This is a genomic window from Labrenzia sp. THAF187b (genome assembly GCF_009363375.1).
GTDB classification, from domain to species: Bacteria; Pseudomonadota; Alphaproteobacteria; order Rhizobiales; family Stappiaceae; genus Roseibium; species Roseibium algicola.
The window spans coordinates 5,424,196-5,448,591 of record NZ_CP045344.1 but is presented as its reverse complement, the minus strand read 5'-3'; the positions used below and the strand labels follow the sequence as shown (position 1 = coordinate 5,448,591).

Below are 24,396 nucleotides of genomic sequence, written 5' to 3'. Positions count from 1 at the left end.
GCCTTCGGGTCGAATGTTGCCGGCAATGCAATTGATTCACGCCATTGCCCGGAATTTGAAGCCACCGGTTAGCGCCACGACACTGCGTTGCTCTGTCTGTTCCTGCGGTTAGCCGCGGGTTTACCACGGCGAAAATGCGGCTAATTTGTGAACAGTTTTCTTTTGATGTTGTCCTGAGGTTTCCGTAGTGTGATTTTGAGTTGGGGGATCGGTGTAAGCGATGGCCTGAGAACATGTTTTGTGTGGATCTGGAATGTCGCGTTTATCGGATTTTTTTCGACCGTTTTCGAAGTCTCTTTTCGGATTACTCATCCTTTCCGGCGCCGGCGGCGTTGATCACGCAGCAGCTTTTTCAGACGAATTTCGGCAGTATCACCAGCAGTTTATCCAGTCAGGCGATGTACGGGCGCTGGTCGATTTCGTGTCCCAGCTCGAAAACGGCAGGGGCGCCGGCGATCGCCTGATCCTGGCGCAGGCCGAACAGAATGATGACTTGCTGACACCCGCTGAAGACGCGGTTTCGGATGAGACGATTCTGACGGACAGCAGTGACGACCTGCTGCCTTCCGATGACGGAAGCGATGATCTGCTGACCGCAGAGGAACCCGGTGCCGCCTCTGCTTCCGATGGTGACGATCTGCTGGCAGGTGATGATCCCAAGGCTGATGGAGATGACCTTCTGGCTGGCGATGACCTGCTTGCCGGTGATGATTTGCTTGCCGGTGATGATTTGCTTGAAGGTGATGACCTGCTTGCGGGCGACGGGGCCGATGTTTCCGGTGACGACCTTCTGGCCGGAGACGACGATCTACTTTCCGATGATGAGCTTCTGACAGTTGGCGATGATGACGACCTGCTGAGTGGCGGCGGAACCGGGCTGACCGAAACCGTTGAAGGCAAGAAAAAGGAAGAAACGATCCGGCGAACAGCCAATGCGGAGCATGAAAAGCTCTTCCTGGAAAGCAAATATCCCTCCGCAAACACCTGTGCGACCTGCCACCCTGGCCAGTATGAGCAATGGTCCGTGTCTCAGCATGCCTATGCGCAGCTGAGCCCGATCTACATGGCGATGCAGACCACCATCAACATGAAGACCAGCGCGACCAATGGCGACTTCTGCATTCGCTGTCACAACCCGGTCGGCATGAACATCGGCGAGTCGCTCTATGTCTCAAACCTGAAGCGCAACCCGACCTCACGGGAAGGCATCACCTGCGTTGCCTGCCACCGCGTCAGCCGGAACTACGGCAAGATCAGTGGCCGGTTCGCGCTGGAAGAAGGGGATGTGTTCTCGCCGGTCTACGGCCCGAAGGGCGGCGAGGAGCTGAAGCGCGTTCTGAACACGCCCGAGGAATACCGGGTCTCCCAAAGCAAGGATGATCCGGGACGCAGCATCCATACCGAGGCGAAGCCTTTCTTCGCGCTCACCAAGCCAGGCTTTTGCGGCACCTGTCATGATGTGACGCTGTTCAACGGCTTCAAGCTGGAAGAGGCTTTTGCCGAATACAAGCGCTCGCCGGCCGCCAAACGGGGCGAGACCTGCCAGGACTGCCATATGGGCAAGGTTCAGGGCGTTGCCTCCGGTTATGACTATGGCCCCGCCGCAATCGTCGGTGATGTCCCGACCCGCAACCGCAAACTGACCAACCACATGTTTGCAGGCCCTGATTACTCGATCATTCATCCGGGCATTTTCCCGCACAACGTCGAGGCGGCGGAGTTCAAGACGCTGGCTGAATGGCTGCAGTTCAATGTCGGCGCCGGTTGGGGAACGGACAAGTTCGAGGACAACGTCAAGGACGGCTACAAGTTTCCCGAGGCCTGGTCGTCCATCGATGATCGTTATGATGGCCGCGAGATCCTGGATACCCAGTTCGAGCGGCTGGAAAAGGCGCGTCAGGCACGGCTTCAGGTGCTGCGCAACGGCTTCAAGCTGAGCGACATCACCATTGTCGACAACACCAGCCGGGCTCTCAAGTTCTCCGTCGATGTCAGCAGCGGCACGGACGGACACGGTGTGCCGACCGGGTTTGACGCCGAACGGCTGATATTCCTTCAGGTGACGGTCAAGGACAGCAAGGGCAACACGGTTTATGTGTCCGGTGACCGGGACCCCAATGGCGACGTTCGCGATGCCCACTCGCTTTACGTTCACAATGGCGAGCTGAAGCTCGACAAGGACCTGTTCAGCCTGCAATCCAAGTTCGTGGTCCGGTTGTTGCGTGGCGGTGAACGCGAACAGGTGCTGGCGGTGAACACTTCGACAGACGTTCTGCCGCTCGTTCGGCCGGAACGCCGGGCAACCACCATCTACGGACGACCGCGCGGGGCCAGAAAGCACAAGCAGAACCTGGAACCGGGGGCGAGCCGCACCGCGACCTATGCCGTTCCCGCCGAAAACCTCAAGCCCGGTGAACGCTATTCCATCTCGGTGAAGCTGATTTCACAGATGGTGCCGGTCAACCTGATCGCTGCCATTCAGGGAGCGGGCTTCGACTACGGCATGAGCCCGGCCGGTATCGCGCGCAAGGTTGTTCAGGGCAGCTCCGTGCTTTGGACGCGCAAGGCGAGTGTCGTGCTCAAATGAGGTATCAGGCAAGCAAAACTCGGGGACGGCGGTTCAGTGCATGGGCGGTTTCAACGGCCGCTGCGACTGCGCTTCTGCTTCAGGCGGACGAGCAGGTATGGGCCGCGGGCAGTGCCTTGAGCGACGAACCCATTCCCATGGTCACGGAAGCGGAAGTCCGCAAGCATCAGGCAGAAAACAGCGGGCCTGCCCCCCTGATTGCCGGTGACCACCATTCAAGCGAATTGAGCACCGATGCAGTTCCGATCATAGCGGAAGATGAGGAGCCCGAACCGACGCCACCGATCTTCCAGCGCGGCGAGAAATTCCTCGCCAGCGGAAATCTTGCGCCCGGTATTGAATTGCCTACCGGGGCAATCTGGCAACCGGCGCTTTGGGTGTTCGGCGACGCGCGCACCGCAATTGGCCACTATGCCAACGGCGTTGAAGATCCGCGCCAGTTCTGGGCGAGCCGTATCGACATCTTTGCCAATCTGAAACTGACACCCACCGAGCGGATCCTCATCGGGTTTTCGCCCTTGACGGAAAAACGCCGGAACACGGGCATTCTCTATACGGATGAAGGCGGCGTTGAATATGTCAACGGGCTCAATCCCTATGTGACGACACTGTTCTTCGAGGGGGAGTTCGGAGAGATTTTCCCGAACCTCGACCCGGATGACAACCGCAATTTCGACTTCGGATTTTCCATCGGCCGTCAGCCCCTGTTCTTTCAGGAAGGCATGATGATCAACGACAGTGTCGACGCGCTCGGCATCACGCGCGACACGATCGTCATTCCCGGCCTGACGCCGGATCTGAGAGCAACCGGCGTTTTCGGCTGGAACAATATCCGCCGCGGCGACAATGAACTCGACGACAGTGCCTTCCTTCTCGGCCTGTTCACCGAGGCCGATTTCCGCAAGAGCACGGCCAATCTGGATCTTGCCTATGTCATCAGCGATGAGGACGAGGGCGGAGACGGCTTCTATTTCGGGGCGTCCGCCGTACAGCGGTTCGGACTTTACAATACGGCGTTCCGGATCAACACCTCGACCGCGATCGAAAAGCGAGGCCCGGCCGTCGACAACGGCGTGCTGATGTTTTCGGAAGTTTCGCGTACCGTGACGGCGTCCGAAAACGTCGTCTATGCCAATGCCTTCTGGGCTATCGGCAACTACACCTCCGCTGCCCGCGACAGCCTCACGGGTGGTCCTCTGGGTCAGGTTGGCATCCTGTTTGCCGCTCCGGCTGTTGGTCTGGGCGGGTCTGCACTTTCCAACCGGGCAGACAGCGTCTTCGGTGGATCTATCGGCCACCAGATGTTCTTCAACGAGGACAAGACACAGCTTGTTATGGAACTCGGTGGTCGCAAGGATACCGACGGCAGCGACGCCGGTGTGGTCGCATTCGGCGGCCAACTCTTGCATGCCCTCAACAACAGGAGCAGCATTCAGGTCGACGGGTTTGTTTCCGCCGGACAGGACCGGAAGGCGGGAACGGGACTGCGAATGGAACTGAGAACGAGGTTCTGATGAGAAACATCGGCTCATTTCTGGTCGGAAAGGCGGCCTGCCCATGATCCTGGCACTGCAAATCGGCGGTGGTACGATTGTTGCGCTCGCCCTGTTTCAGCTCTGCCTCGGGGTTTATTCATCTGTGGCGGCCGTCTTTCGCGAAAGACGCCTGGACGCCAGGCACCTGCAGCATTTCAACGATCTGGCACAGGCTGCCCTGCGCAATGCACAAGTCGACAGGCTCAAGTCCGGAACGACCTGGTCCGGCAAACGCAAGTTCCGGATTGTCGAAAAGCGTGTCGAAAACAAATGCGGCGATATCTGCTCGTTCTATCTTCAGCCGCATGACGGAGGCGAGCTTCCACCGTTTCTGCCGGGCCAGTTCCTGACGTTCGAACTGCCGATTTCAGATCAGCCCGCACCAGTTATCCGGTGCTATTCCCTGTCCGACAGTCCCTCCCGTCTGGACCGGTACCGGGTCACGATCAAGAAACTGTCACCGCCGCCGGATGCCGGTGAAACCGTACCTGGCGGGCTATCCTCGACCTATTTCCATGCCAACCTCAAGGAAGGCGATGTCGTCGATGTGCAAGCGCCCAGGGGCGGTTTCGTATTGGACCTGCAATCGGAACGGCCGGTTGTCCTGATTGGTGGTGGTGTCGGCCTGACGCCGGTGCTGTCCATGCTGAAAGCGCTTGACGATGCCGGCAGCCACCGCGAAGTGCATTTCTTCCACGCCGCGCGTAGCGGCGATGACATTGTGCTGTGCGACGAAATCCGGGAGATTGCCGAGCGGCGGAACAACGTCCATTACCGCGTGCTCTACAGCGCACCGACCGATGCTTGTGTTGAGGGACGGGATTACGATTGCCCGGGTTTCCTGACAGTTGATGTGCTGAAGCGGTATCTGACGTCTTCCAACTACGAGTTCTATGTTTGCGGCCCTCCGCAGATGATGTCTTCGTTGACGGAGCAGCTGCGCGATTGGGGCGTACCGGACAGCGATATCCACTTCGAGGCATTCGGGCCTGCGTCCGTCAAAACCGTCAAGTCGCCGGCAAGTTCACGGGAGGCGGCTGAAAGCGTGCAGGTGGAATTCTCGCGCTCCGGCAAGAAGGTTTCCTGGCACGAGCAGGACGGAACGCTGCTGGATCTGGCCGAACGCAACGGCATCCGGGTCGCTTCCGGCTGCCGGGCGGGCAACTGCGGAACCTGCGCGACAGCGCTCAAGGAAGGCGACGTGACCTATGTCACGCGGCCCGCCAGCAGCCCGGCGCAAGGGTCCGTGCTCATGTGTATCGCTTGCCCGGGAGGCAATGTCATTCTGGACGCCTGACGACGCGAGAGGGTGTCCATCATTTTTGGATCAAAGGATTGAGGGATTGGATATGGCTGGATTACTGAAGGGCTTGCGCCAGGCGGCGTCCTGCCTTGCCGTGTGCGCTGTCGGATATCTCGTGCTGGCCGGACTTGCCCCGGCTCAGGCCGACCCGAGCATGATTGTCGGACCGAACGAATGTGCGGAATGCCACAAGAAGGAAACCTCGATCTGGCAGAATACGCATCACTTCAGCACCTTCAGGGATCTGCCCAAGAGCGAGGATGCCGAAAAGATCGCCGCCAACATGGGCGTGAAGCGACTTAAGGCGGAAAGCCTCTGCACCAACTGTCATTTCACCATGCAGACGGTGGACGGCAAGGAAAAGGCGATTGCCGGCAATTCCTGCGAGTCCTGCCATGGCCCTGCCAAGGAGTGGTACAAGGTGCATTCGGATTTCAGCGGCAAGAAGGAAGGCCAGGAAACCGAGGCGGAAATAGCGGCCCGCTGGGAAAAGGCCGAGGCAGCCGGCATGATCCGGCCCAAGATGACCTACGCACTGGCGAAAAACTGTTTCAGCTGTCACCTGGTGCCGAACGAGGAACTGGTGAATGTCGGCGGTCACACGCCCGGCAGTGCGTTTGAACTGGTTAGCTGGAGCCAGGGCGAGGTGCGTCACAACACCTGGTACAACAAGGGCAAGTCCAACCCGGAAGCGTCCATCGAACGCAAGCGGATGCTGTTCCTCGTCGGGCGTATCGTCGAGCTGGAAACGGCGCTGATCGGCGTCAGCAAGGCTACCGAGAAGAAGGACTACGCCGTGAAGATGGCCAAACGGGCAAGCAATGCCACGAAGGTCATGGCAAGTCTTGCCAAGCTGTTGCCCGAGGCGCCCGAACTGGGTGAGATCCAGGAAATCGCAAGCGGTGCCAAGCTCAAGCTGAACAACCAGGATGAGCTGACCGATGCCGCGGCAAAGATCTCCGTGCTCGGCCTCAAGTTTGCCGACACCTACGACGGGACGACGTTTGCTGCGGTCGACAAGTACATTCCGGGAGCCGACAAGTTCAAGGGACCCGTGACGCAGTAGGGAGCCGGACTGTTGGATCAGGAGCTTCGCGACGAGCGAAACCGGCGCTGGGACGAGCCATTCGGCAAGGAACCGCTGGACCGGGAGACGGTGGACCGTGTCCTGGCCCTGCCGGCGTTTGCCGACGTCAATCCGGCCGACTTTCCCTCGTGGCTGCCGGTTGCAAGCGTCATCGCGAATGACGGCCGGATCAGGACCTTTCAAAAGGGCGAAACTGTCCTGCGAAAGGGTGACTATGGAAGTTCGCTGTTCATCATTCTGTCCGGATCCGTGTTCGGCCTGACTGCGTCGGCGCCGACCGCCGGCTCGGGCCGCAAGCAACAGAAATCCTGGCGCAGGTCGCTTGCCCAGCTGTTCGCTCGCAAGCGTCCGCCAGAGTACCGCCCTGCGCGGCGGCGGTCTCGCAGACCTTCGTCTGCAGCCGCTCCAGCCGGTGAAGGCACACGAGCAAATACGGTGGAAGCTGCCCTGCGTGTCGACGCGGACGAGCTGATCGCGAAACATGAGACTTTCCTGCTGGAAGCCCCGCAGATGTTCGGCGAACTGGCTGCCCTGACCCGAAGCCCAAGGCGCGCGACCATCTTTGCCCTTGAGGACGACACAGTCCTGTTCGAGCTGCGCTGGCAGGGGCTGCGCGAAATTCGAGACTGGTCGGATGGCTTCCGCAAGCAGATCGACCAGCTATACCATGAACGCGGTTTGCTGACCCGTTTGCAGGAATGCCCGGTCTTTGCCCATGTCGACAGCGCCGCGCTGGCGGAAATCGCAGAAGAGGCCCTGTTCGAAACCTATGGCAATTTCAACTGGACCCATCGCTTCAAGACTGAAATTTCCAAGGAAGACGGTGCACAGCACATCATCCAGCAGGAGCCGGTGATTTGTGAACAGGGCAGTCACGTCGACGGCTTGTTGCTGATCAACAGCGGCTTTGCCCGGGTCAGCGAACGGATCGATCACGGCGACAGGACCATTGGCCATCTGTCGAAAAACGACGTATTCGGGCTGGATGCGATTGCGGCGTTTGCGCGGGACAAGGTTTCTCCGGTTCTGGATACGAGCCTGCGCGCCATCGGCTATGTCGACGTCATCCGCATTCCGACGCATCTGGTCCAGAAACATGTTTTGCCGGGGCTCGATCCTTCCTTCCTGCGGCAAGGCAGGCCGGATGATCGTGACGGCACGCGCGGGGAACTACGCCAGGGCATGATGGACTTCCTCGTCGATCACCGTTTCATCAACGGTGAGGAAGCCATGCTGATCAACCTGGAGCGCTGTGTCGGCTGTGACGATTGCGTGCGTGCCTGCGCGACCGCCCACGACAACAACCCCCGCTTTCTTAGGCAGGGGAGCCGGTTCGAGAACGCGATGATCGCGAGCGCCTGCATGCATTGCACCGATCCGGTATGCCTGATCGGCTGTCCAACCGGCGCCATTCACAGGGCCGAGGACAGCGGAACTGTCGTCATCGACGACAACACCTGCATTGGCTGTGCGACATGCGCCAATTCCTGTCCGTACAGCAATATCCGGATGGTCGAGATCCGTGACGAGAACGGGCAGTTCGTGACGGATCGCGAAGGGCAGCCCATCAGCCGGGCGACCAAATGCGACCTGTGCGCCGATCAACTGACGGGCCCCGCCTGTGTCCAGTCCTGCCCGCATGACGCGCTTGCGCGCGTCAACATGCGCGACACCGAAAGACTGCTGGAGTGGCTGAAATGAGCTGGCTCCTCAATCGCAACATCCTGTTGAAGCTTGGTGCGGCCGCTGTTTTGCTGGCGGTTTTCATGACCGTAAACCAGGCTTACCGGATCTCGTTGCGCGACAGCCAGTTCTTCAACGGTTGGGTTCTGGTGGCGGTCATGGCCGGCATGTTGCTGCTGACGTTTCGCAAACAGTTGAGCACGTTGCCGCTCGGGCGCGTGCGCCACTGGTTGCAGGTGCATTATTACCTCGGGTTCCTGACCATCGGCGTCTTTCTGGTGCATACGCATCTTCGGTTTCCGAATGCGCCGCTGGAATGGCTTTTGTGGATCCTGTTCGTGCTGGTTTCGGCAAGCGGCTGTGTCGGCGGTTTTCTGGCCCGGATCATTCCTGTGCGCCTGGAAGGCCGAGGTGACCGGGTCCTGTTCGAGCGCATTCCCGTGTTGCGCGCGCAAATCGCAAACGAGGCGGAAACTCTGGCGCTGGCCTCGTTGGAAGACGGCAGTTCCGTCAGCCTTGCCAATGTCTACCAGCGGGAGCTCGGCCGGTTCTTTGCGCGGCCGCGGTACGTGTTCGCGCATTTGCGCCAGTCGAGCCTGCCGATCTCGCGGATCATGGGCGAGTTGCAATCGATCGAGCGGTATCTGGACGGCAAGGGCAAGGAACGTCTGGAACGGATGCGCCAGCTGGTGCGCGCCAAGAACGATCTTGATTTCCAGTATGCCAACGGCGGATTGCTGAAACTCTGGCTGTTTGTGCATGTACCGCCAACTTACGCCCTGATCCTGGCAATCCTGGCGCATGTCGTTGTTGCCTATGCCTTTTCGAGCGGAATTGCCTGACGATGAGCCTGTTACGCAGAATTGGTGTTCAGGAACGCCGCTATGAACGGCCGCAGGACGACTGGGTCTGCGGACATCTTGCCGACGGGTGTCCGTGTCGTCTGGGACCGGACCGGAAAGGAAACTGCAGGGCGGGGCCTGCCTGCCAGCCTGTACAGGACGGCGACCGCTGGATTTGCCGGCGCTCGAGCCAGGAAGGCGGACCTTGCGAAGATGGTCCGCTGCCGGACGGAAGCTGCTGTCTGAACCAGGAACCCTGCGTACCGAAGCCAAGCCTGCGCAAGCGCAGGCGGCGGGCAGCTGTCTGGCTCACGGCGCTGACTGCCGGGCTCGTAGCGATCATCCTCTCCGGCGGTGTGGCAAAAAACTATCTGATGCCGGGCCGGCTTGCAGCCCAGCACGCCAATCTGACAGATTGCCAGTCGTGCCACGCCGACGCACGTCCACAAGGCCTTGGCTGGCTTCATGGCCTTGCCGCGACAGCTGCAGGACCGAAACAGACAGCAGCGCTCTGCACCACCTGTCACGATGTAGGTTCGCAGCCGTTCACGGCACACACGACGCCGGTTGAACAGCTTCGGCAGATGACACTTGCCCGCACGGCGGAGGCCGGCACCGGGCGTGATCAGAGCTGGACAAACCGCATAAAGTTCTCACTGCCGATGGCAGGGCAGACGCAAAATAGCGCAGATGCCGGATCGCAGAACATCTATTGTGCCACCTGTCACCAGGAGCACCAGGGAAGCCTGGGCAAACTGACTGAAGTTTCCAATGACAGGTGCCAGACCTGCCATGTCGAGAAGTTCGGGCGTTTCGAGGACAGCCATCCGCAATTCACAGGCTACCCCTTTTACCAGCGCACCAGCATCATCTTTGACCACAAGTCGCATTTCGGAAAGCATTTCCCGGATACCGCCGAGAAGCCCGATGTTGCCGGCAAGGTTCCGGCCATGTGCGAGACCTGCCATGAAGCGGGGAACGACGGCCGCTACATGGCGGTGCGAGATTTCGAAGGCATGTGCGCGACCTGTCACAGTGGCGACATTCTCGGCCAGACCATCGTGAGCGGACCGAAGGGCACGAATTTCCTCTCTGTTCCGGGCCTGGACGTGGAAACGCTTGCGGAACGGGGGATCGACATCGGGTCCTGGCCGGAAAGGTCCGAGGCCGGAATTACGCCCTTCATGCGAGCGCTTCTGGCGCTGGTGCTGGACGGCCGGGATATCGTGGGAGAAGTGTCGGACCTGGATCTTCTGGATCTGCGGGAGGCTGATGAGGACGCTCTGGCAAAGGTTCAAACGCTGGCCTGGGCGGTGAAACGGTTGCTCGCGAATATCGAGCGTGATGGCCTTCCTGCGGCAATGGGCGCCGGGGCGGCGGACAGCGAAACCATGACGGACCACAGGCAAATGGCGCTGATGGTCGGCGTGATGCCACACGACGTGATCGCCGCCGCCAACCGGGAATGGTTGCCGGATCTCGCCGAGGACCTTGCCCGGCACGCCGACGGAACGCCAACCAACGCGTTCGAGGAAGCTAGGCAAGCGCTAGAAGAGAACGAAGCGGTACAAGCCGGAGAGGCCGCACCGGACAACCTTTCCGGGGTGGACGACAGCGATATTCTGGCCGGGACAGACGATGCTGCCAGCGAAGACAGTGGTGCGGAAAGCCTCATCCTTGACGGCGGAACGGATGATGGCGCAGAGCTGGCTTCCGAAGACCTGTTGCTGGCGCCTGCAGGAACCGATGACGCATTGGCCGGCAAGACAGATACCGACGATGACATTCTTGTAGACGTTGGCTCGTTGCTTGAAGACGATCTTGCCATAGAGGATGACGCGGGCGCCGACGTGTCGGACGGCTTGGACATCCTGACGGAGGAGGACGCTTCGAGCAGTTCGGAGGGGGACGCTCTCCTCGGCCAGCCTGCGGGTGGTGAGGAAATACTTGCCGGTGACGATATTCTTGCCGGTGAGGACATCCTTGCGGCAGACGAAGGCGGAACGGGCCTGTTGAGCGATGCGGCCGAACCTGTCGACACATCGACTTCACCTGACGACCCCTCGGCGCAAACCCGGGAGGAACCGTTCGATCCGGAAAACTGGGCTCTTTACGGCGGCTGGTACCGGCAGGACCATACGATCCGGTATCGTCCGACGGGACATGAAGACCCCTTCCTGAAAACATGGCTCGATTATTCGAGCCATGCGGCAACGGATCAGGAAAAGGCCCTGCGGGACCCCGTGTTTGCCTCGCTCAGTGACCCGGGCGCGGTGGGACGCTGTACCAAGTGCCACAGCGTCGACACGGCTGGCGTTGAAAAGACCGTGCGCTGGCACCCCTTCGATCCCGCTCAGGTGACGACACGTTTCACACGTTTTTCTCACGACCCGCACATCAGCGCAGTCGGAACGGAAGGATGCGTGACGTGCCACGCGCTCACCACGGGGGCGGACACCTATCTGAAGAGCTACGAGCAAGGTGACCCTGCCATCCACGCTCCGAACTTCACCCCGATCGACAAGTCCACTTGCGCGACCTGCCACACGGAACGTGCGGCTGGAGAGGAATGCACGCTTTGCCACCAGTATCACACGGGCGGATTCAGCCTGCCGCTGGTCAGAACCGAGGTGCCGAAGGAGTAGCGGGGTGCAGGGTTGCTCCGCAGGCAATCGTCAAGTCGCAGGTGTCAGTCGAAAGCAATGGCGTATTTGCCGCGCCCCAGGCCGGCGTCGAGTGAGACGGACTTCAGGTAGTCTTCTTTGGCCTGGTCGCGTTGACCCAGTTGCAGCCTCAGGTTCGCACGGCTGTAGTAGGCCTTGGCAAATCCGTCGCTGTGGGCGATTGCAGAGTTGAAGTCGTCTTCCGCCTTGTTCAGATGGCCTGCGGCAAGATGAGCCTTGCCGCGGTTGTAAAGGGCAAGGGGGTGGTTGGCGACAAGCTTCAGGACCACGTCGTAATCGGCAATGGCCGCGGCGTAATCTTCAAGTTGAGCCTGGGCGAAACCACGGTTGAAACGGGCGGCGGCGTAATTGGTATTGATCGCCAGGGCTTTGTCGTAGTCGGCTATCGCTTCCCGGTATTGGTCGAGCTTGCGCTTGGCGTATCCACGGTTGTTGTAGGCTGCGGCATATCCGGGCCGCATCTTCAGAGCGACATCGTAATTGGCGATGGCAGCGCCATAATCGCCCATCATGCGGTAGACTAGCCCTCTGTTGTTGTAGGCTTCCGGAAACTCGGGGCGAAGCCGGATGGCAACAGTGTAGCGAAGCAGAGCGGCTGAATAGTCTTTCGACTTCGCCAGTGCCAGTCCCCGGTTGTAGTAGGTATTGGCAAGTCGGCGTTGCAATGGCGCTTCGATCAGGCGGAAGTCCTGACAAGCCGTCTGAAAATCCTGCGTCTGGTCCAGGGTAAAGTCGACGTCCGGCCCTTTGCCCTGTTTCCAGTCCGATGCCTTGTACCCGGTGATTGAATAAACGTAATTGCGGGTTTCATCAGGAAGGCGCCCGCGCCCACGGCGCCAGTTGTCGACACGGTCTTCCCCGGCATTATAGGCTGCGGCCGCCAGGCCAAGGTTGCCGTAGCCTTTCAAGAGATATCCCAGCAAGCGGGATGAAGCTTCAATGGCTTCCACTGGCTCGAATGAGTTTTCAAGGCCCCAGTTGGCGGCGGTGTAAGGCATGAACTGGGCAATGCCTTCCGCCCCGGCCGGGCTGATCGCGTTGGGGTCGAAACGGCTTTCCTTCCAGATCAACTTGGCGAAGAAGCCCGGTGGCAGGCCCTGTTTATTCGCGGCCGCCTCGATGGTGCTGCACATCTGCTGCAGGAAGGCAGCCTCGTCCCGGACCGTGTAAAACGGTCCATGTTCCTTGCGCACTGTCTCGGCTGCCGCCCGGGCGGCAAGAACAGGTGCCATGATGACCGTTTCCGCAGGCTCCGCTGCGTAGGAAGACCCGAAACCGGAAAGGCACGCCGTGCCGGCAATCGCAAGGAGGAGAAAATGTCGAAGTGCCTTGGTCAACGCAGGTCCGTCAATCGGGTGAAAGGCGCACGTCATGTGCGGCGGCAATCATAGCTTCCCCGGCAGGCCAGCTCAATGTCTGCACTGAAGGCTGCAAACATGTCGAAAGCCTGTGTCAGGCAGGCGTTGACAACAGGTTCTGCGCAAGTGCGGGCAGGTCCTTGAAGCTCGAAAAGGACACAGCGTGCGGAATCTCGGAAATGGGACGTTTGCGGTAGCCTTCGGTGAACAGTGCAAAGGGCATGCCCGCATTGACAGCCGTTTCCGCATCGACCTCGCTGTCGCCGACATAAACGACCGGACCGCCGCCGAGGGACGATTGCAGGTAATGCAGCCCGGCCGGGTCCGGTTTGCGTTCCGTCAGGCTGTCCCCGCCGACCAGGCCCTGGAAGTAACGGGACAAACCCAGGTCTTCGATAATCTTCTCGGCGGGCCGCTGCGGTTTGTTGGTGCAGATCGCCAACGTATGTCCGGACTGCAGCAAGTGGTTGAGCGTGGCTTCGACGTCAGGGTAGGGGGCCGTCAGATCGGTCGCATGCGCCTGGTAATCCTCCAGGAAGCTCGAAATGAGACGTGTGCGGTCTCTCGTCTGCAAGCCGGTGGCATCGATGATACGGTCAACCAGCGTCGGAATACCGTTGCCGATGAAGGAGCGGATGGTTTCAAGCGGCAGCGCCGGCAGGCCTTCGCCTTCCAGAAGGCGGCATGCAGCTGCATGAAGATCCTGGGCGCTGTCGATCAGCGTGCCATCGAGGTCGAAAATCAGAATCGGACTCATGCCGCCTTCCATTTGATGGAGCATCCCATGGACGGGATCTGGTCGTCCGGTCCCTTGCCCGTTTCTGCAACCTGTCGCATCGCTTCGAACAGATCACGCCGAAGGTCTGCTGGCCCCGTCTCCCTGCGGGAGGCATCAAGTCGCCCACGGTATTGAAGTTCCAGCGCTGAATTGAAGCCAAAGAAATCCGGTGTGCAGACCGCGTCATAGGCGCGGGCGACTGACTGGTTTTCGTCAAAGAGGTAAGGGAAAGGGAAGTTTTCCCGCTTCGCCAGTTCAGTCATTTTCTCAAAACTGTCTTCGGGATAGCTCTCGACGTCATTGGCACTGATTGCAGCAACGCCGATGCCAATTGCCTGCAGGTCACGGGCATCGCGCAGGATCCTGTCACGGACGGCAACCACATAAGGACAATGGTTGCAGATGAACATGATCAGCGTGCCCTTGGGGCCGGCAATGTCTGAAAGCTTGTAGGTCTTGCCGTCGGTCGCGGGCAATTCGAAATCGGGTGCTTTCCAGCCAAAATCGCAAACAGGCGGAATGGCGGCCATCGTTTCGTCTCCCCTTGGAATGATGCGCTTTGTCAAAAGGATAGAGTAGGTCACCCCATGGAAGAAATGAAGTGACCGGATGGAGGAAAATCGCCAACAGCTAAAGGCCGGAGCACCAGCATCCGGCAAGATGGCAAGCGCTGAACGTAAAAATCAACGACCGGAAAAGCGCACTGGCTCGACCCCAGGCAAACGAAGACACATTCCACGGGCCGACCGGACTTGTGGCACCGATCCGGCAATCCGGACAGGTGCCAGATTGTTGTTTCAGAGCCAGGCCTGTTTCGGATCAGGCAGCGGAATTGCGTCGAGCAGAGTGCGTGTGTAATCCGCTTTCGGATTGGCGAAGAGTTCCGCCGTTTCGGAGTTTTCGACAATCTCGCCCTTGTAGAGCACCAGGATGCGGGTACACAGCCGCCGGATCACCGAGAGATCATGACTGATGAAGGCCAGGGTGAGGCCGAGGTCCTTGACGAGGCTCTCAAGCAGGTTGAGCACCTGGGCCTGGGAGGACACATCGAGCCCGGACACGATCTCGTCGGCCAGGATGAAGTCGGGCTTCAGGGCGATTGCCCTTGCTATCCCGACGCGCTGGCGTTGACCGCCGGACAACTCGTGTGGATAGCGGGTCGCGAAATGCAGGGGCAGGCCAACCATGTCGAGTGCTTCGTCGACCCGGCCCTTGATGTTGTCGAGCCCCTGAAGGCGCAGTGGCCCGGCGATGATACCGCCGACCCGCCGGCGAGGATTGAGTGAAGACATCGGGTCCTGAAAGATCATCTGGAAGCGCCGGCGCAGGGGCCGCAGGCTGTCCTCATGAAGATGGGTGATGTCAGTGCCTTCAAACCGGATCGCGCCACTGTCCGGTTCGATCAGGCGGATCAGTGCCCTGCCGAGCGTGGATTTGCCCGATCCGGACCCTCCGACAATGCCGAGGACTTCGCCCTTGGGAATATCGAAGGATAGGCCTTTCAGAACGTCGATCCGCGGTGCCGCGCCCAAAAGCGGTTTGCGGGACATGTCGGGAAAGGAGACGTGCAGGTCTTTCAGCTCGTAGATGATGTCGCTCATGGCCGGGCTCCTGCCTTCAATTGTGCGTCGAAGGCAGCCACTTCAGCTTCCACCGCTTTCGTCACGCCTTCCGGTACAGGTGTCAGTGAGCCTTGCGGGTCCGTGTATTTCGGCGTTGCCGCGAGCAGGGCCTTCGAATAGGCGTGCGAAGGCGCGGCAAAGAAGTTCTCGACGGAGGTTTCTTCAATCACCTTGCCCGCATAGAGCACTGTCAGTGACTGGGCTATCTTCGAGACGACACCCAGATCGTGGGTGACGAACAGCAGAGCAGTGCCGTGGCGCTGCTGCATTTCGCGGATCAGCTTGAGGATCTGCTTTTGAACGGTCACGTCGAGCGCAGTCGTCGGCTCGTCTGCGATGATCAGCTTCGGTTCAGCGGCAAAGGCGGACGCAATCAGGATACGCTGGCGCATGCCGCCGGACAGTTCGTGCGGATAGGCCTTCATCACCCGTTCCGGTGACTGGATGTGGACCTCTTCCAACAGCTCCAACGCCCGTTTTTCCGCGTCTGGTCGTTTCCAGCCGAGAATGTCAACCAGCCTGTCCGTGATCTGCGGCCCGACACGGCGGGATGGATTGAGCGCGGTGAGCGGGTCCTGTGGTATCAGGGCCGCGCGGGCGCCAATCCGCTGGCGTCTCGCCTTTTGGGAAAGCGTCTGCAGGTCTTCCCCGTCGAGCAGGATCTTGCCCCCGATCAACCTTGCGGCCTTCGGCAGAATGCCGAGAACAGCCTTGCCGATCATGCTCTTGCCTGCGCCACTTTCCCCGACAAGTGCACGCACCTCGCCAGGCTCCACATCAAGTGAGACATGCCGGAGCAGCGGCATGCCGTTCTTCAGCTGGACCGTCAGGTCCTGAATGGACAAAAAGCTCATCGCAGCACCGGATCGAAATGGTCCTTCAGGCCTTCGCCGAGCTGGGAAAAGCTCAGCACCGTCAGGAAAAGCGCGAACAAGGGAAACACGAGAACCCACCAGGCCTGATAGATGGAGGTACGGCCTTCGGCAATCATGCCGCCCCAGGTCGGCTGGTCCGTGGAAATGGAGAGGTTCACGAAGGACAGGATCGCCTCGACGATCACCGCGATACCCATTTCCAGCGTCAAGAGGGCGACGATGGTCGGCAGGACGTTCGGCAGGATCTCGGTCAGGGCGGTGCCGAAACGGGTGCGTCCGGCAACCTGCGCCGAAGCCACATAGTCCATCGCCCCCTGGCTCATCGCTTCGGCCCGGACGACGCGCGCAAAGCGGGTCCAGTCAATGACGACGATGGCGATGATGACGGACATCAGTCCGGTTCCCAGAACCGCAATCAGCAGGATCGCAAAGAGGACCGGCGGGAAGGCCATCCAGATGTCGATGAAACGGGAGATCACCAGATCCGCCCAGCCCCGATAGTACCCTGCGATCAGGCCAAGTGTTGCCCCGATAAGGCAGGTAAGCGTTCCGGCAACCAGAGCCACGATCAGCGCAAGTCTTGCGCCGTAGAGCATGCGGCTGAGCACGTCGCGGCCGAGGCTGTCGGTTCCCAGCAAATAGGCCGGGTCGGCACCTTGTTCGAAGAAGGGCGGCAGACGTCCGGCGAAAAGATCCTGCGCCAGCGGGTCATGCGGGCTGATCAGGGGGGCGAAGACGGCTGCCAGCACCAGGAAGGTGAGCCAGCCGCCACTGAGCCAGAGCCGAAGACCGGGCAGGCGACGGATATGTCCTCGGGCGTCACGCATGGCGCAGCCTCGGGTTCAGGGCGGCATAGGCCATGTCCACCACCAGATTGACCATCGTGAAGAGCAGGGCAAAAATCAGGACGATGCCCTGGATCAACGGCAGGTCACGGTTGATTACCGCGTCGATCGCCATGTTGCCGAGACCTTCGTAGGAAAACAGGCGTTCGATGATGACCGTGCCACCTATGAGAAATGTGAACTGGACGCCGATAAGCGTCAGCGTGGGAAGGATCGCGTTCGGCAGGGCATCACGCAGGATGATCGAGCTTTCCGAATAGCCCTTTGTCCGGGCCAGGGTGATGTAATCGTCGTGCATGCATTCCTTCAGGGATTGCTTGAGGAGCTGCAGGATGATGGCTGCCAACGGGATTGCCAGTGCAAGCGCCGGCATGAGCATGTGCCCCATGAGATCCAGCACCACGTCGAACCGGAACCGGGCGAGCGCTTCGAAGAGATAGAAGTTGGAGCTGAACTCGAACCCGAGCGAAGGCGATATCCGGCCGGAAATGTGAAACAGGGGCCACAGCACGCCGAACAGCAGGATCAGCGCCAGCCCCCAAAGAAAATCCGGCAGGGACAGCGCGATGCCGCCGGCAACGTCGATCCCGCCTTCCACCTTGGAACCGCGGTAGAGCGTTGCCGTGAGAGCGGCAGCACCTCCGATGATGACGGCGATCAGCAAGGCCATGACCGAGAGTTCCAGCGTGGCCGGCAGGCGGCCGATCACCAGGTCGTAGACCGGTTGGCGCAGGGTGATGGACGTGCCGAAATCACCCTGGATCACGTTGGAGATCCAGATCACGAACTGTTCGAAGATGCTCTTGTCGAGCCCGTAAAGCGCTTTCAGCCGGTCAATGTCGGCATCTGTCGCCCCGGGCGGCAGCATCATGGCGATGGGGTTGCCAGGGACGACCCGGATGACCACGAACACGATGATCGCGGCCCCGAACAGGGTGATAAGCGTTGTGATGAGGCGCGTCAGCAGCGCGCGCACGATTTGCATGACGGTATTTGGTCCAAAAATCGGAAAAAGTCGCCGCAACACCCCGGGAGCAAGCTTTGGAGGGTGCTGCGGCGAAGGCGGGTTCGAAAATTCCGGATTTTTAGGAACGCGTCATCAACGCAGGCAGCAGCGCGCCGGAAGCGTGCGGCGTGACCTTGACCTTGTCGCTGTGCAGGATCGGCTGCACATACTGCAGGAGCGGAATGACCAGGGCATTGTCTGCAATGTGGCGATCGACTTCCTTCCAGCCTTCGATACGCTTGTCCTCGTCAGCCTCGCCCCAAAGCGGCAGGATTTGCTGCATCAACTCTTCGCCATCCCAGACGGAGTGAGGCGAGGGACCGAACATGGCAAAGCCGGTCGAGGTGGTCGGGTCGCCAATGGCATTGCCCCAGTTGTAGAAGGCTGCCGGGGCCAGCGTATCGGCCGCGCGCAATTCGTAATGCTTGGCGATTTCGTAGACTTCGATTTCCGCCTCGATGCCGATCTTGCGCCACAAGCCGACGATGGCCTGAATGATCTCGTAATCCTTGGGCTTGAAGCCGCGGGTGGTCTGGATCTTGAACTTGACCGGATTGTCCGGACCGAAGCCGGAGGCCGCCAGCAGTTCCTTCGCCTTGTCCGGGTCGTAGGGAACGGTGATCGAAGCATCATAAGCGGAATAGTCAGGTGTCTGCAGCGTGTCGATGGGCACGCCGTATCCCGACAGGAGACGCTCGATGATGGTCTTCTTGTCGATGGAATAGGCCATCGCCTTGCGCACGTTTTCGTCCAGCATCGGATCGACATCGTTGATGAAGATCATGCCGATGTCGGAGATCGGGGCTGCGGTGCCGACGATGCCGTCGTTTTCCTTCAGCCGGTCGAATTCCTCGTAAGGCATTTCCAGCGTGACATGCGCATTGCCCGACATCACCTCGAAGGTTCGGCTGGACGCATCGGTGACGAACTTGATCGTGACCGTCTTGAACTCCGGTGCGCCGCCCCAGTAGTTCTCGTTGGCTTTCAGCCGGACGAAGGCGTTGCGCTCGAACTTGTCGACCATGTAAGGCCCGGTGCCGATCGGCTTGGCCTCGAAGCCGTCTGCGCCGACTTCCTCATAGTATTTCTTCGGCATCACATAGCCGGTCAGGAAGCTCATCCACTTGAAGATGGTGGGCTCGTATTCCTTGACGTCGGCAGTGATCTTGTTTCCGTCGATCTGGAAGTTGCCGACCTTGCCCCAGATGAACTGGATCGGATTGCCCGTGTCCGGATTGCCGGCACGTTCCAGCGACCAGACGATGTCTTCCGGTGTCAGCGGATCACCGTTGTGCCAGGTGACGCCTTCGCGCACATCCATCCAGATCTTCGACTTGTCGTCGTTCCAGCCCCAGGCGGTGATAATACCCGGCGCAAAGCTGAGGTCCGTGTTCTGATGAATGAACATGTCGAACACGGACTGGTAGATGCCCTGGATGGTCGGGTTGACCGCTGAAGGGCCGACTGTCGGGTCCCAGCTCGGCAGGTTGACGTTATAGGCGATCACCAGCTCTTCGATATCGCTGGCGAATGCTACCGGTGTTCCGACGGCTGTCAGCAATCCGCTGGCGGCCGCACTTTTAAGCAGTGTGCGTCTTGAAACTCTCATGGTTACTGTTCCCCATTTTACCTCTGGTGCCGGTGCGTTTGTTTTTGTCGCTATCCGGCAAGTTTTTGTGCAAGCAGATATCCGGGCCCTGCGCCGGTTCCCGCACCGGGCCAGACGGCCGCGCCGGTGTGGTAAAGGTTTCCAACCGGCGTCGTTCCGTCGGCAAAGCCGCGTACGGGCCTGAACATGAAATGCTGGGTCAGATGATGGCTTCCGCAAACCTGGTCTCCTCCGACCAGGTTGGGATTGTCCGCCTCCAGCAGGGCGGGCGATACGATATGGCGGCCGAGGATCTTGGCCCTCGTGCCGGGGGCATAACGTTCCAGAATGTCGAGTGCGCGTTCGGCGAACGGTTCCGCCGCTTCGGTCCAGTCGGTGGCCGTGATCTTGCCGGCGGCGTCGCCCTTGATGGTGCCGGGTGCCATGCGAACCTGAAGCCAGAGAACATGCTTGCCCTCCGGTGCCCGGCTCGGATCGACGACGGTTGGCTGACCGCAGACAATCACCGGTTCTTCCGGCAGAAGGCCGGCCTGGGCCTGTGCGTAGGTTCGTGCCATCTGATCGAGGTCCGGAGCCATGTGCACATAGGCGAATTTTTTCAGCTCTTCACCTGCGGTCCAGTCGGGCAGGGCATCCATGGCAAGATGGATCATCATCGTGCCCGGCGCATGTGCTGACTTCTTCAGGCCGAGGTCATACCGCGCGTTGCCGGTTTCGCCCGCAAGTTTCAGCAAGGCGGATGGGGCGACGTTGGCGATCACCGCCTTGCGGGCCATGATCTGCCGACCGTCCTTGAGCTCGATGCCGCGTGCCTGTCCATTCTCGACAATCACGCGCGTGACTTCTGCATTGCAGGTCACCGATCCGCCCGAAGCTTCGATCTGCGAAACCATGGCCTTGACGATCGTATCCGCACCGCCCTGACCCAGGACCATGCCGAAAGCCTGATTGACCATGCCTTCCAGGTAGGGGAACAGCGCGCCGCCTGAAATGTCGGGTGCAAAATCCAGATGCATCCCCCAGGCAGCAAGAAGGGCACGCACCTTCGGTGATGTGAAGGTTGTGTTCAGCCAGTCGCGCGGCGAGGATAGCAGAAAGCGGGCAAGGTCCAGCACGCCGTCCGAACCGCTTTTTCGCCACTCCTTGAACAATATATATGCAAATGCACGTTTTTTTGCCGGACTGCCCAGAAGCGCGAACAAGGTCTCTGCGCGTCCCGGAAATTCCGATGTCAGTGCCCGCCAGACATGTGCGTCTTCCGGGCAGATCTTTTCGATTCGCGAAGCTGTCGTTTCCAGATCGTTGCTGACGCCAAGCCAGGTGCCGTCCGGAAAAACGGAAGAGAAACAATTGGATGCTGGCGCGAAAGCCAGACCGTGGCTGCCCAGTTCCTCAGAGTATTGCTTGAAGAAGGCGGAACCTGCAAACAGGGAAAGGTTCATGGCCGCCCAGTCGTGGCGGTAGCCGGGAAGCGTGTACTCGCCGGATTTGACCGCACCGCCAGGTTCCCCCGCGCGCTCGAAGACACCGACTTTCCAGCCTTGAGCTGCAAGATGAACAGCGCAGGCAAGGCTGTTATGCCCGCTGCCGATAATGACGCCGTCCAACACCTCGGTCACGATCAATCCCCTCCGTCGTTCGCAGAAGATAATTGCAAATACAAATAAATCTGTCTAGCATTGAATTGTGATAACGAGCCGACAGGCCACAGAGGTACAGAGGGAACGATTATGTCTGCAGAGAGCGCGCTCAGCGGGCTTGGAGCTAAACTCCTGTCCGGAGAAGTGGAAGTGGTGGATTGCACGGGCGTTCTGGGTCCGAATACGCCGATCCTGCAACTTCCGCCTGATTTTGCAAAGAATACGCCGAAGGTCGAGATCCACAAGATCAGTGAATATGACGCCGACGGTCCTTTCTTCGCCTGGAACTGGATGGTTCTGGGGGAACACTCCGGTACGCATTTCGATGCGCCGCATCACTGGATTACCGGGAAGGACTACAGCGACGGCTTTACGGACACGCTGGATGTGCAGCGTCTGATTGCGCCGGTCAATGTGATCGACTGCTCCAAGGAAAGCACTGCAGATCCTGATTTTCTGCTGACTGCGGATTTGATCAAGGCCTGGGAAGCCGAGCACGGCGAGATCGGTTCAGGTGAGTGGGTCGTGATGCGCACCGACTGGGACAAACGCGCCGGCGATGAAGCCGCGTTCCTCAATGCCGACGAAGCGGGCCCGCACAGCCCCGGACCGACGCCGGATGCCATTGAATACCTGCTGTCGAAGAAGATCGTAGGCTGGGGCAGCCAGTGCATCGGCACTGATGCCGGTCAGGCCGGTGGCATGGAGCCGCCGTTCCCGGCGCATAACCTGTTGCACAGGGACAACTGCTTCGGTCTGGCATCGCTTGCCAATCTCGACAAGCTGCCAGCCAAGGGGGCGATCCTGATTGCCGCTCCGCTGAAAATCGAACGCGGCACTGGTAGCCCCATCCGGGCACTGGCTCTGGTTCCGAAAGCCTGAGGCGTCTCGAAATGGCCGCTCCGCACGTAATCGTCGGCTCCGGTATAAATGCCCTCGTCGCGGCAGCAATGCTGTCGCGCAGAGGGGAGCCGGTTCTGCTTCTGGAACGCTCAGACGTCCTAGGCGGCTGTATGCGGACAGAGGAAATCACGCTGCCCGGGTTCCGGCACGATGTGATGGCGGCCACCTTCGTTCTTTTCATAACCTCACCTGCCTATGCGGAGTTGGCGGAAGATCTTGGCCGGCATGGTCTTGAATTCTGCCACACGCCGCATCCGACCGCCGTTTTACGGCCGGGAGGGGAGGCGCTGAAGCTGACGATGGACCGCGCGGCCAACATTGCCGCCTTCGAAGCCCTCGCGGCAGGCGACGGCAAGCAGCATGCGGCCGACGTCGGCGGTATCGAAGCCGACGCGGAGTTTCTGTTTGCCTTGCTGGGGAGCCCGCTCTGGTCTGGCAAGATGGCGCGCCTGATGCTCGCCCAAGCCTGGAAACGTGGCCTTGGCGGATTGAAGGCGTGGCTCGGTGCCTGCCTGCAGCCGGCTCGCGGCTGGCTGGAAGGGAACTATCGGAGCGAAACCCTGCAGGCGCTTTGGGCACCCTGGGTCCTGCACACCGGTTTGACGCCGGAAAGTACCTATTCGGGTCAGATGGGCCGGGTGATTGCTTTTGCGCTGGAAGCTGCCGGCGCTCCGGTGGCCAAGGGTGGCTCCGGCTCCGTGCCGGAGGCGTTCCGAAAATTGATTGAGGCCAAGGGGGGCAAGATCCGCACCGGTGTCGATGTCGAACGTGTCCTGGTGAAGGACGGAAAGGCGATCGGCGTTGAATCGGCAAGCGGTGAAACCATCAAGGCGCAGTCGATAATTGCCTCCGTCACGCCAACGCAGCTCTATCAGCGGCTTTTGAAACAGGAAGCACTCCCGGAAGCCACGCAGAAATACCGCTACGGCCGCGGCAATTTCCAGCTTCACTATGCTCTGGACGGTGATCCGGACTGGATCGTTGAAGGGCTTGAGGATGTTGCGCTGATCCACCTTGCGGACGGCATCGACAGTGTTTCCAAGTCCGCCAACGAGGCTGAGCGGGGTCTTCTGCCTGAAGTTCCGACGATATGTGTTGGCCAGCCGCATCGTCTGGACCCCTCAAGGGCGCCGGAAGGGAAGGGAGTCCTGTGGCTTCAGATCCCTGACGCTCCGCGCAGGATCAAGGGCGACGCCGCAGGCAAAATCGAGACCGGTCCGGAATGGACCGAAGCAACCCGGGAGGCCTTTGCCGACCGGCTTGAAGAAATCCTGAAGCGGCATATCCGCAACTTCGATCAGATCAAGCTTGCACGGCGGGCTTATTCGCCAGCGGATCTGAACGACATCAATATCAATCTGGTCGGTGGTGATCCCTATGGCGGGGCCTGCAGCATCGATCAGTTTTTCATCTGGCGCCCCTTTGCTCATTCCGTTAATAGCGCCACCCAAATCCGGAACCTGCACATGATCGGCGCTTCGACCCATCCGGGGCCGGGGCTCGGTGGCGGGTCCGGCTACAATCTGGCGAAATGGATGGGTGCATGAGCAACGAGGATCGGACGGACGTCATCACGGAAGAAGCACGTGTGCAGCGGCTTGGCGAAATTGGGCTGGAGAATTTCCCGCCCTATCTGATGAACCGTATCATGGGCCGCTACAACGCGGCGCTGCGTGACGAAATGGCCAATCTGGGCCTGACGACGCCGAAGATGCGTACGCTTGCCGTCTTGTCCGTGATCGACGGCCTGCTGATCCGCGAACTTGCCATTTATGCGGTCGTCGAAGTGTCGACGCTCAGCCGGGCGCTGGACGCACTGGAACGGGACGGGCTTGTCCGGCGCGTTGCCGACAAGGACGACAGCCGTGCCGTCCGCATTCATCTGACGCCCAAGGGGCGCGACACGCATGAGCAGCTCTGGCCGCATCTGGCTGGTGCATACCGGCAGATGTTCAAGGGCATCAGCGACGCGGACCAGCGGGCCTTCGTCGCCACGCTGCAGGCAATTTTGAAGAACGTGCGCAAGCACCCGATATGAG

At 60.1% G+C, this 24,396-nt stretch carries 19 protein-coding genes; 10 read left to right on the top strand and 9 right to left on the bottom strand.

Features of this window, described 5'->3' with window-relative positions; translation table 11 throughout:
- Positions 1 to 253 precede the first annotated feature (253 nt).
- From FIV03_RS25015 to FIV03_RS24985, 7 genes are all read left to right on the top strand, one after another.
- Complete coding sequence (locus FIV03_RS25015) at positions 254 to 2,587, top strand: multiheme c-type cytochrome (protein WP_152511379.1); 2,334 nt, start codon at positions 254 to 256, stop codon at positions 2,585 to 2,587.
- Positions 2,588 to 2,703: 116 nt separating this feature from the next.
- A complete protein-coding gene (locus tag FIV03_RS25010; protein WP_152511378.1) occupies positions 2,704 to 4,101 on the top strand; it encodes a hypothetical protein in 1,398 nt (465 codons plus the stop codon).
- Between the two features lie 43 nt (positions 4,102 to 4,144).
- Positions 4,145 to 5,419, top strand: coding sequence for a 2Fe-2S iron-sulfur cluster-binding protein (locus FIV03_RS25005; RefSeq protein ID WP_152511377.1), 1,275 nt, complete (start codon positions 4,145 to 4,147; stop codon positions 5,417 to 5,419).
- Between the two features lie 52 nt (positions 5,420 to 5,471).
- Positions 5,472 to 6,491, top strand: a complete 1,020-nt coding sequence (locus FIV03_RS25000; RefSeq protein WP_145903753.1) for a cytochrome c family protein — start codon at positions 5,472 to 5,474, stop codon at positions 6,489 to 6,491.
- A 12-nt stretch (positions 6,492 to 6,503) separates the two neighbouring features.
- Positions 6,504 to 8,213 carry a 4Fe-4S dicluster domain-containing protein gene (locus FIV03_RS24995; RefSeq protein ID WP_152511376.1) on the top strand — a complete coding sequence of 570 codons (1,710 nt, stop codon included), beginning with the start codon at positions 6,504 to 6,506 and terminating at the stop codon, positions 8,211 to 8,213.
- A complete protein-coding gene (locus FIV03_RS24990; protein WP_152511375.1) occupies positions 8,210 to 9,037 on the top strand; it encodes a hypothetical protein in 828 nt (275 codons plus the stop codon). The genes FIV03_RS24995 and FIV03_RS24990 overlap by 4 nt, the downstream gene beginning before the upstream one ends.
- Before the next feature lie 2 nt (positions 9,038 to 9,039).
- Complete coding sequence (locus FIV03_RS24985; protein ID WP_152511374.1) at positions 9,040 to 11,682, top strand: hypothetical protein; 2,643 nt, start codon at positions 9,040 to 9,042, stop codon at positions 11,680 to 11,682.
- Between the two features lie 44 nt (positions 11,683 to 11,726).
- Here the strand turns inward: FIV03_RS24985 and FIV03_RS24980 are convergent, their stop codons facing one another.
- The 9 genes from FIV03_RS24980 to FIV03_RS24940 all read right to left on the bottom strand — a co-directional run bounded on the left by FIV03_RS24980 (position 11,727) and on the right by FIV03_RS24940 (position 21,424).
- The gene (locus tag FIV03_RS24980; RefSeq protein ID WP_152511373.1) at positions 11,727 to 13,058 is read right to left on the bottom strand and encodes a tetratricopeptide repeat protein; all 1,332 of its coding nucleotides are present in this window, start codon (positions 13,056 to 13,058) and stop codon (positions 11,727 to 11,729) included.
- 115 nt (positions 13,059 to 13,173) lie between these two features.
- The gene (gene gph / locus FIV03_RS24975) at positions 13,174 to 13,836 is read right to left on the bottom strand and encodes a phosphoglycolate phosphatase (RefSeq protein WP_152511372.1); all 663 of its coding nucleotides are present in this window, start codon (positions 13,834 to 13,836) and stop codon (positions 13,174 to 13,176) included.
- The gene (locus tag FIV03_RS24970) at positions 13,833 to 14,387 is read right to left on the bottom strand and encodes a thioredoxin family protein (RefSeq protein WP_152511371.1); all 555 of its coding nucleotides are present in this window, start codon (positions 14,385 to 14,387) and stop codon (positions 13,833 to 13,835) included. The genes gph and FIV03_RS24970 overlap by 4 nt, the downstream gene beginning before the upstream one ends.
- Before the next feature lie 267 nt (positions 14,388 to 14,654).
- Positions 14,655 to 15,458 (bottom strand): ABC transporter ATP-binding protein, encoded by an 804-nt coding sequence (locus tag FIV03_RS24965; protein WP_152511370.1) that lies wholly within the window; start codon positions 15,456 to 15,458, stop codon positions 14,655 to 14,657.
- Positions 15,455 to 16,333, bottom strand: a complete 879-nt coding sequence (locus tag FIV03_RS24960) for an ABC transporter ATP-binding protein (RefSeq protein ID WP_152511369.1) — start codon at positions 16,331 to 16,333, stop codon at positions 15,455 to 15,457. Before FIV03_RS24960 ends, FIV03_RS24965 begins: the two co-directional genes overlap by 4 nt.
- Entirely contained in the window at positions 16,330 to 17,181 is an 852-nt protein-coding gene (locus tag FIV03_RS24955) for an ABC transporter permease (protein WP_022997713.1), read from the bottom strand. The genes FIV03_RS24960 and FIV03_RS24955 overlap by 4 nt, the downstream gene beginning before the upstream one ends.
- Positions 17,174 to 18,184: an ABC transporter permease gene (locus tag FIV03_RS24950; protein WP_152511368.1), complete on the bottom strand. Its 1,011-nt coding sequence runs from the start codon at positions 18,182 to 18,184 to the stop codon at positions 17,174 to 17,176. Before FIV03_RS24950 ends, FIV03_RS24955 begins: the two co-directional genes overlap by 8 nt.
- Positions 18,185 to 18,284: 100 nt before the next feature.
- Positions 18,285 to 19,814 (bottom strand): ABC transporter substrate-binding protein, encoded by a 1,530-nt coding sequence (locus FIV03_RS24945; RefSeq protein ID WP_152511367.1) that lies wholly within the window; start codon positions 19,812 to 19,814, stop codon positions 18,285 to 18,287.
- Positions 19,815 to 19,864: 50 nt separating this feature from the next.
- On the bottom strand, positions 19,865 to 21,424 hold the full coding sequence (locus tag FIV03_RS24940; protein WP_152512070.1) for an NAD(P)/FAD-dependent oxidoreductase: 1,560 nt from the start codon (positions 21,422 to 21,424) through the stop codon (positions 19,865 to 19,867).
- A gap of 120 nt (positions 21,425 to 21,544) precedes the next feature.
- Between FIV03_RS24940 and FIV03_RS24935 the strand changes: the two genes are divergently transcribed.
- The 3 genes from FIV03_RS24935 to FIV03_RS24925 are packed head-to-tail and all read left to right on the top strand — an operon-like array spanning position 21,545 to position 24,395.
- The gene (locus tag FIV03_RS24935; protein WP_152511366.1) at positions 21,545 to 22,336 is read left to right on the top strand and encodes a cyclase family protein; all 792 of its coding nucleotides are present in this window, start codon (positions 21,545 to 21,547) and stop codon (positions 22,334 to 22,336) included.
- 11 nt (positions 22,337 to 22,347) lie between these two features.
- Positions 22,348 to 23,904 carry an NAD(P)/FAD-dependent oxidoreductase gene (locus FIV03_RS24930; protein ID WP_152511365.1) on the top strand — a complete coding sequence of 519 codons (1,557 nt, stop codon included), beginning with the start codon at positions 22,348 to 22,350 and terminating at the stop codon, positions 23,902 to 23,904.
- Positions 23,901 to 24,395 (top strand): MarR family transcriptional regulator, encoded by a 495-nt coding sequence (locus FIV03_RS24925; RefSeq protein WP_022997707.1) that lies wholly within the window; start codon positions 23,901 to 23,903, stop codon positions 24,393 to 24,395. Before FIV03_RS24930 ends, FIV03_RS24925 begins: the two co-directional genes overlap by 4 nt.
- Position 24,396 lies beyond the last annotated feature (1 nt).

What these genes read in the sequence shown, in the direction of transcription:
- FIV03_RS24935 (WP_152511366.1), top strand. Translation starts at nt 21,545, where the DNA reads ATGTCTGCAGAGAGCGCGCTCAGCGGGCTTGGAGCTAAACTCCTGTCC.
- FIV03_RS24955 (WP_022997713.1), bottom strand. Translation starts at nt 17,181, where the DNA reads ATGCGTGACGCCCGAGGACATATCCGTCGCCTGCCCGGTCTTCGGCTC.
- FIV03_RS24970 (WP_152511371.1), bottom strand. Translation starts at nt 14,387, where the DNA reads ATGGCCGCCATTCCGCCTGTTTGCGATTTTGGCTGGAAAGCACCCGAT.
- FIV03_RS24950 (WP_152511368.1), bottom strand. Translation starts at nt 18,184, where the DNA reads ATGCAAATCGTGCGCGCGCTGCTGACGCGCCTCATCACAACGCTTATC.
- FIV03_RS24990 (WP_152511375.1), top strand. Translation starts at nt 8,210, where the DNA reads ATGAGCTGGCTCCTCAATCGCAACATCCTGTTGAAGCTTGGTGCGGCC.
- FIV03_RS24985 (WP_152511374.1), top strand. Translation starts at nt 9,040, where the DNA reads ATGAGCCTGTTACGCAGAATTGGTGTTCAGGAACGCCGCTATGAACGG.
- FIV03_RS24960 (WP_152511369.1), bottom strand. Translation starts at nt 16,333, where the DNA reads ATGAGCTTTTTGTCCATTCAGGACCTGACGGTCCAGCTGAAGAACGGC.
- FIV03_RS24965 (WP_152511370.1), bottom strand. Translation starts at nt 15,458, where the DNA reads ATGAGCGACATCATCTACGAGCTGAAAGACCTGCACGTCTCCTTTCCC.
- FIV03_RS25015 (WP_152511379.1), top strand. Translation starts at nt 254, where the DNA reads ATGTCGCGTTTATCGGATTTTTTTCGACCGTTTTCGAAGTCTCTTTTC.
- FIV03_RS24930 (WP_152511365.1), top strand. Translation starts at nt 22,348, where the DNA reads ATGGCCGCTCCGCACGTAATCGTCGGCTCCGGTATAAATGCCCTCGTC.
- gph (WP_152511372.1), bottom strand. Translation starts at nt 13,836, where the DNA reads ATGAGTCCGATTCTGATTTTCGACCTCGATGGCACGCTGATCGACAGC.
- FIV03_RS25000 (WP_145903753.1), top strand. Translation starts at nt 5,472, where the DNA reads ATGGCTGGATTACTGAAGGGCTTGCGCCAGGCGGCGTCCTGCCTTGCC.
- FIV03_RS24925 (WP_022997707.1), top strand. Translation starts at nt 23,901, where the DNA reads ATGAGCAACGAGGATCGGACGGACGTCATCACGGAAGAAGCACGTGTG.
- FIV03_RS25005 (WP_152511377.1), top strand. Translation starts at nt 4,145, where the DNA reads ATGATCCTGGCACTGCAAATCGGCGGTGGTACGATTGTTGCGCTCGCC.
- FIV03_RS24945 (WP_152511367.1), bottom strand. Translation starts at nt 19,814, where the DNA reads ATGAGAGTTTCAAGACGCACACTGCTTAAAAGTGCGGCCGCCAGCGGA.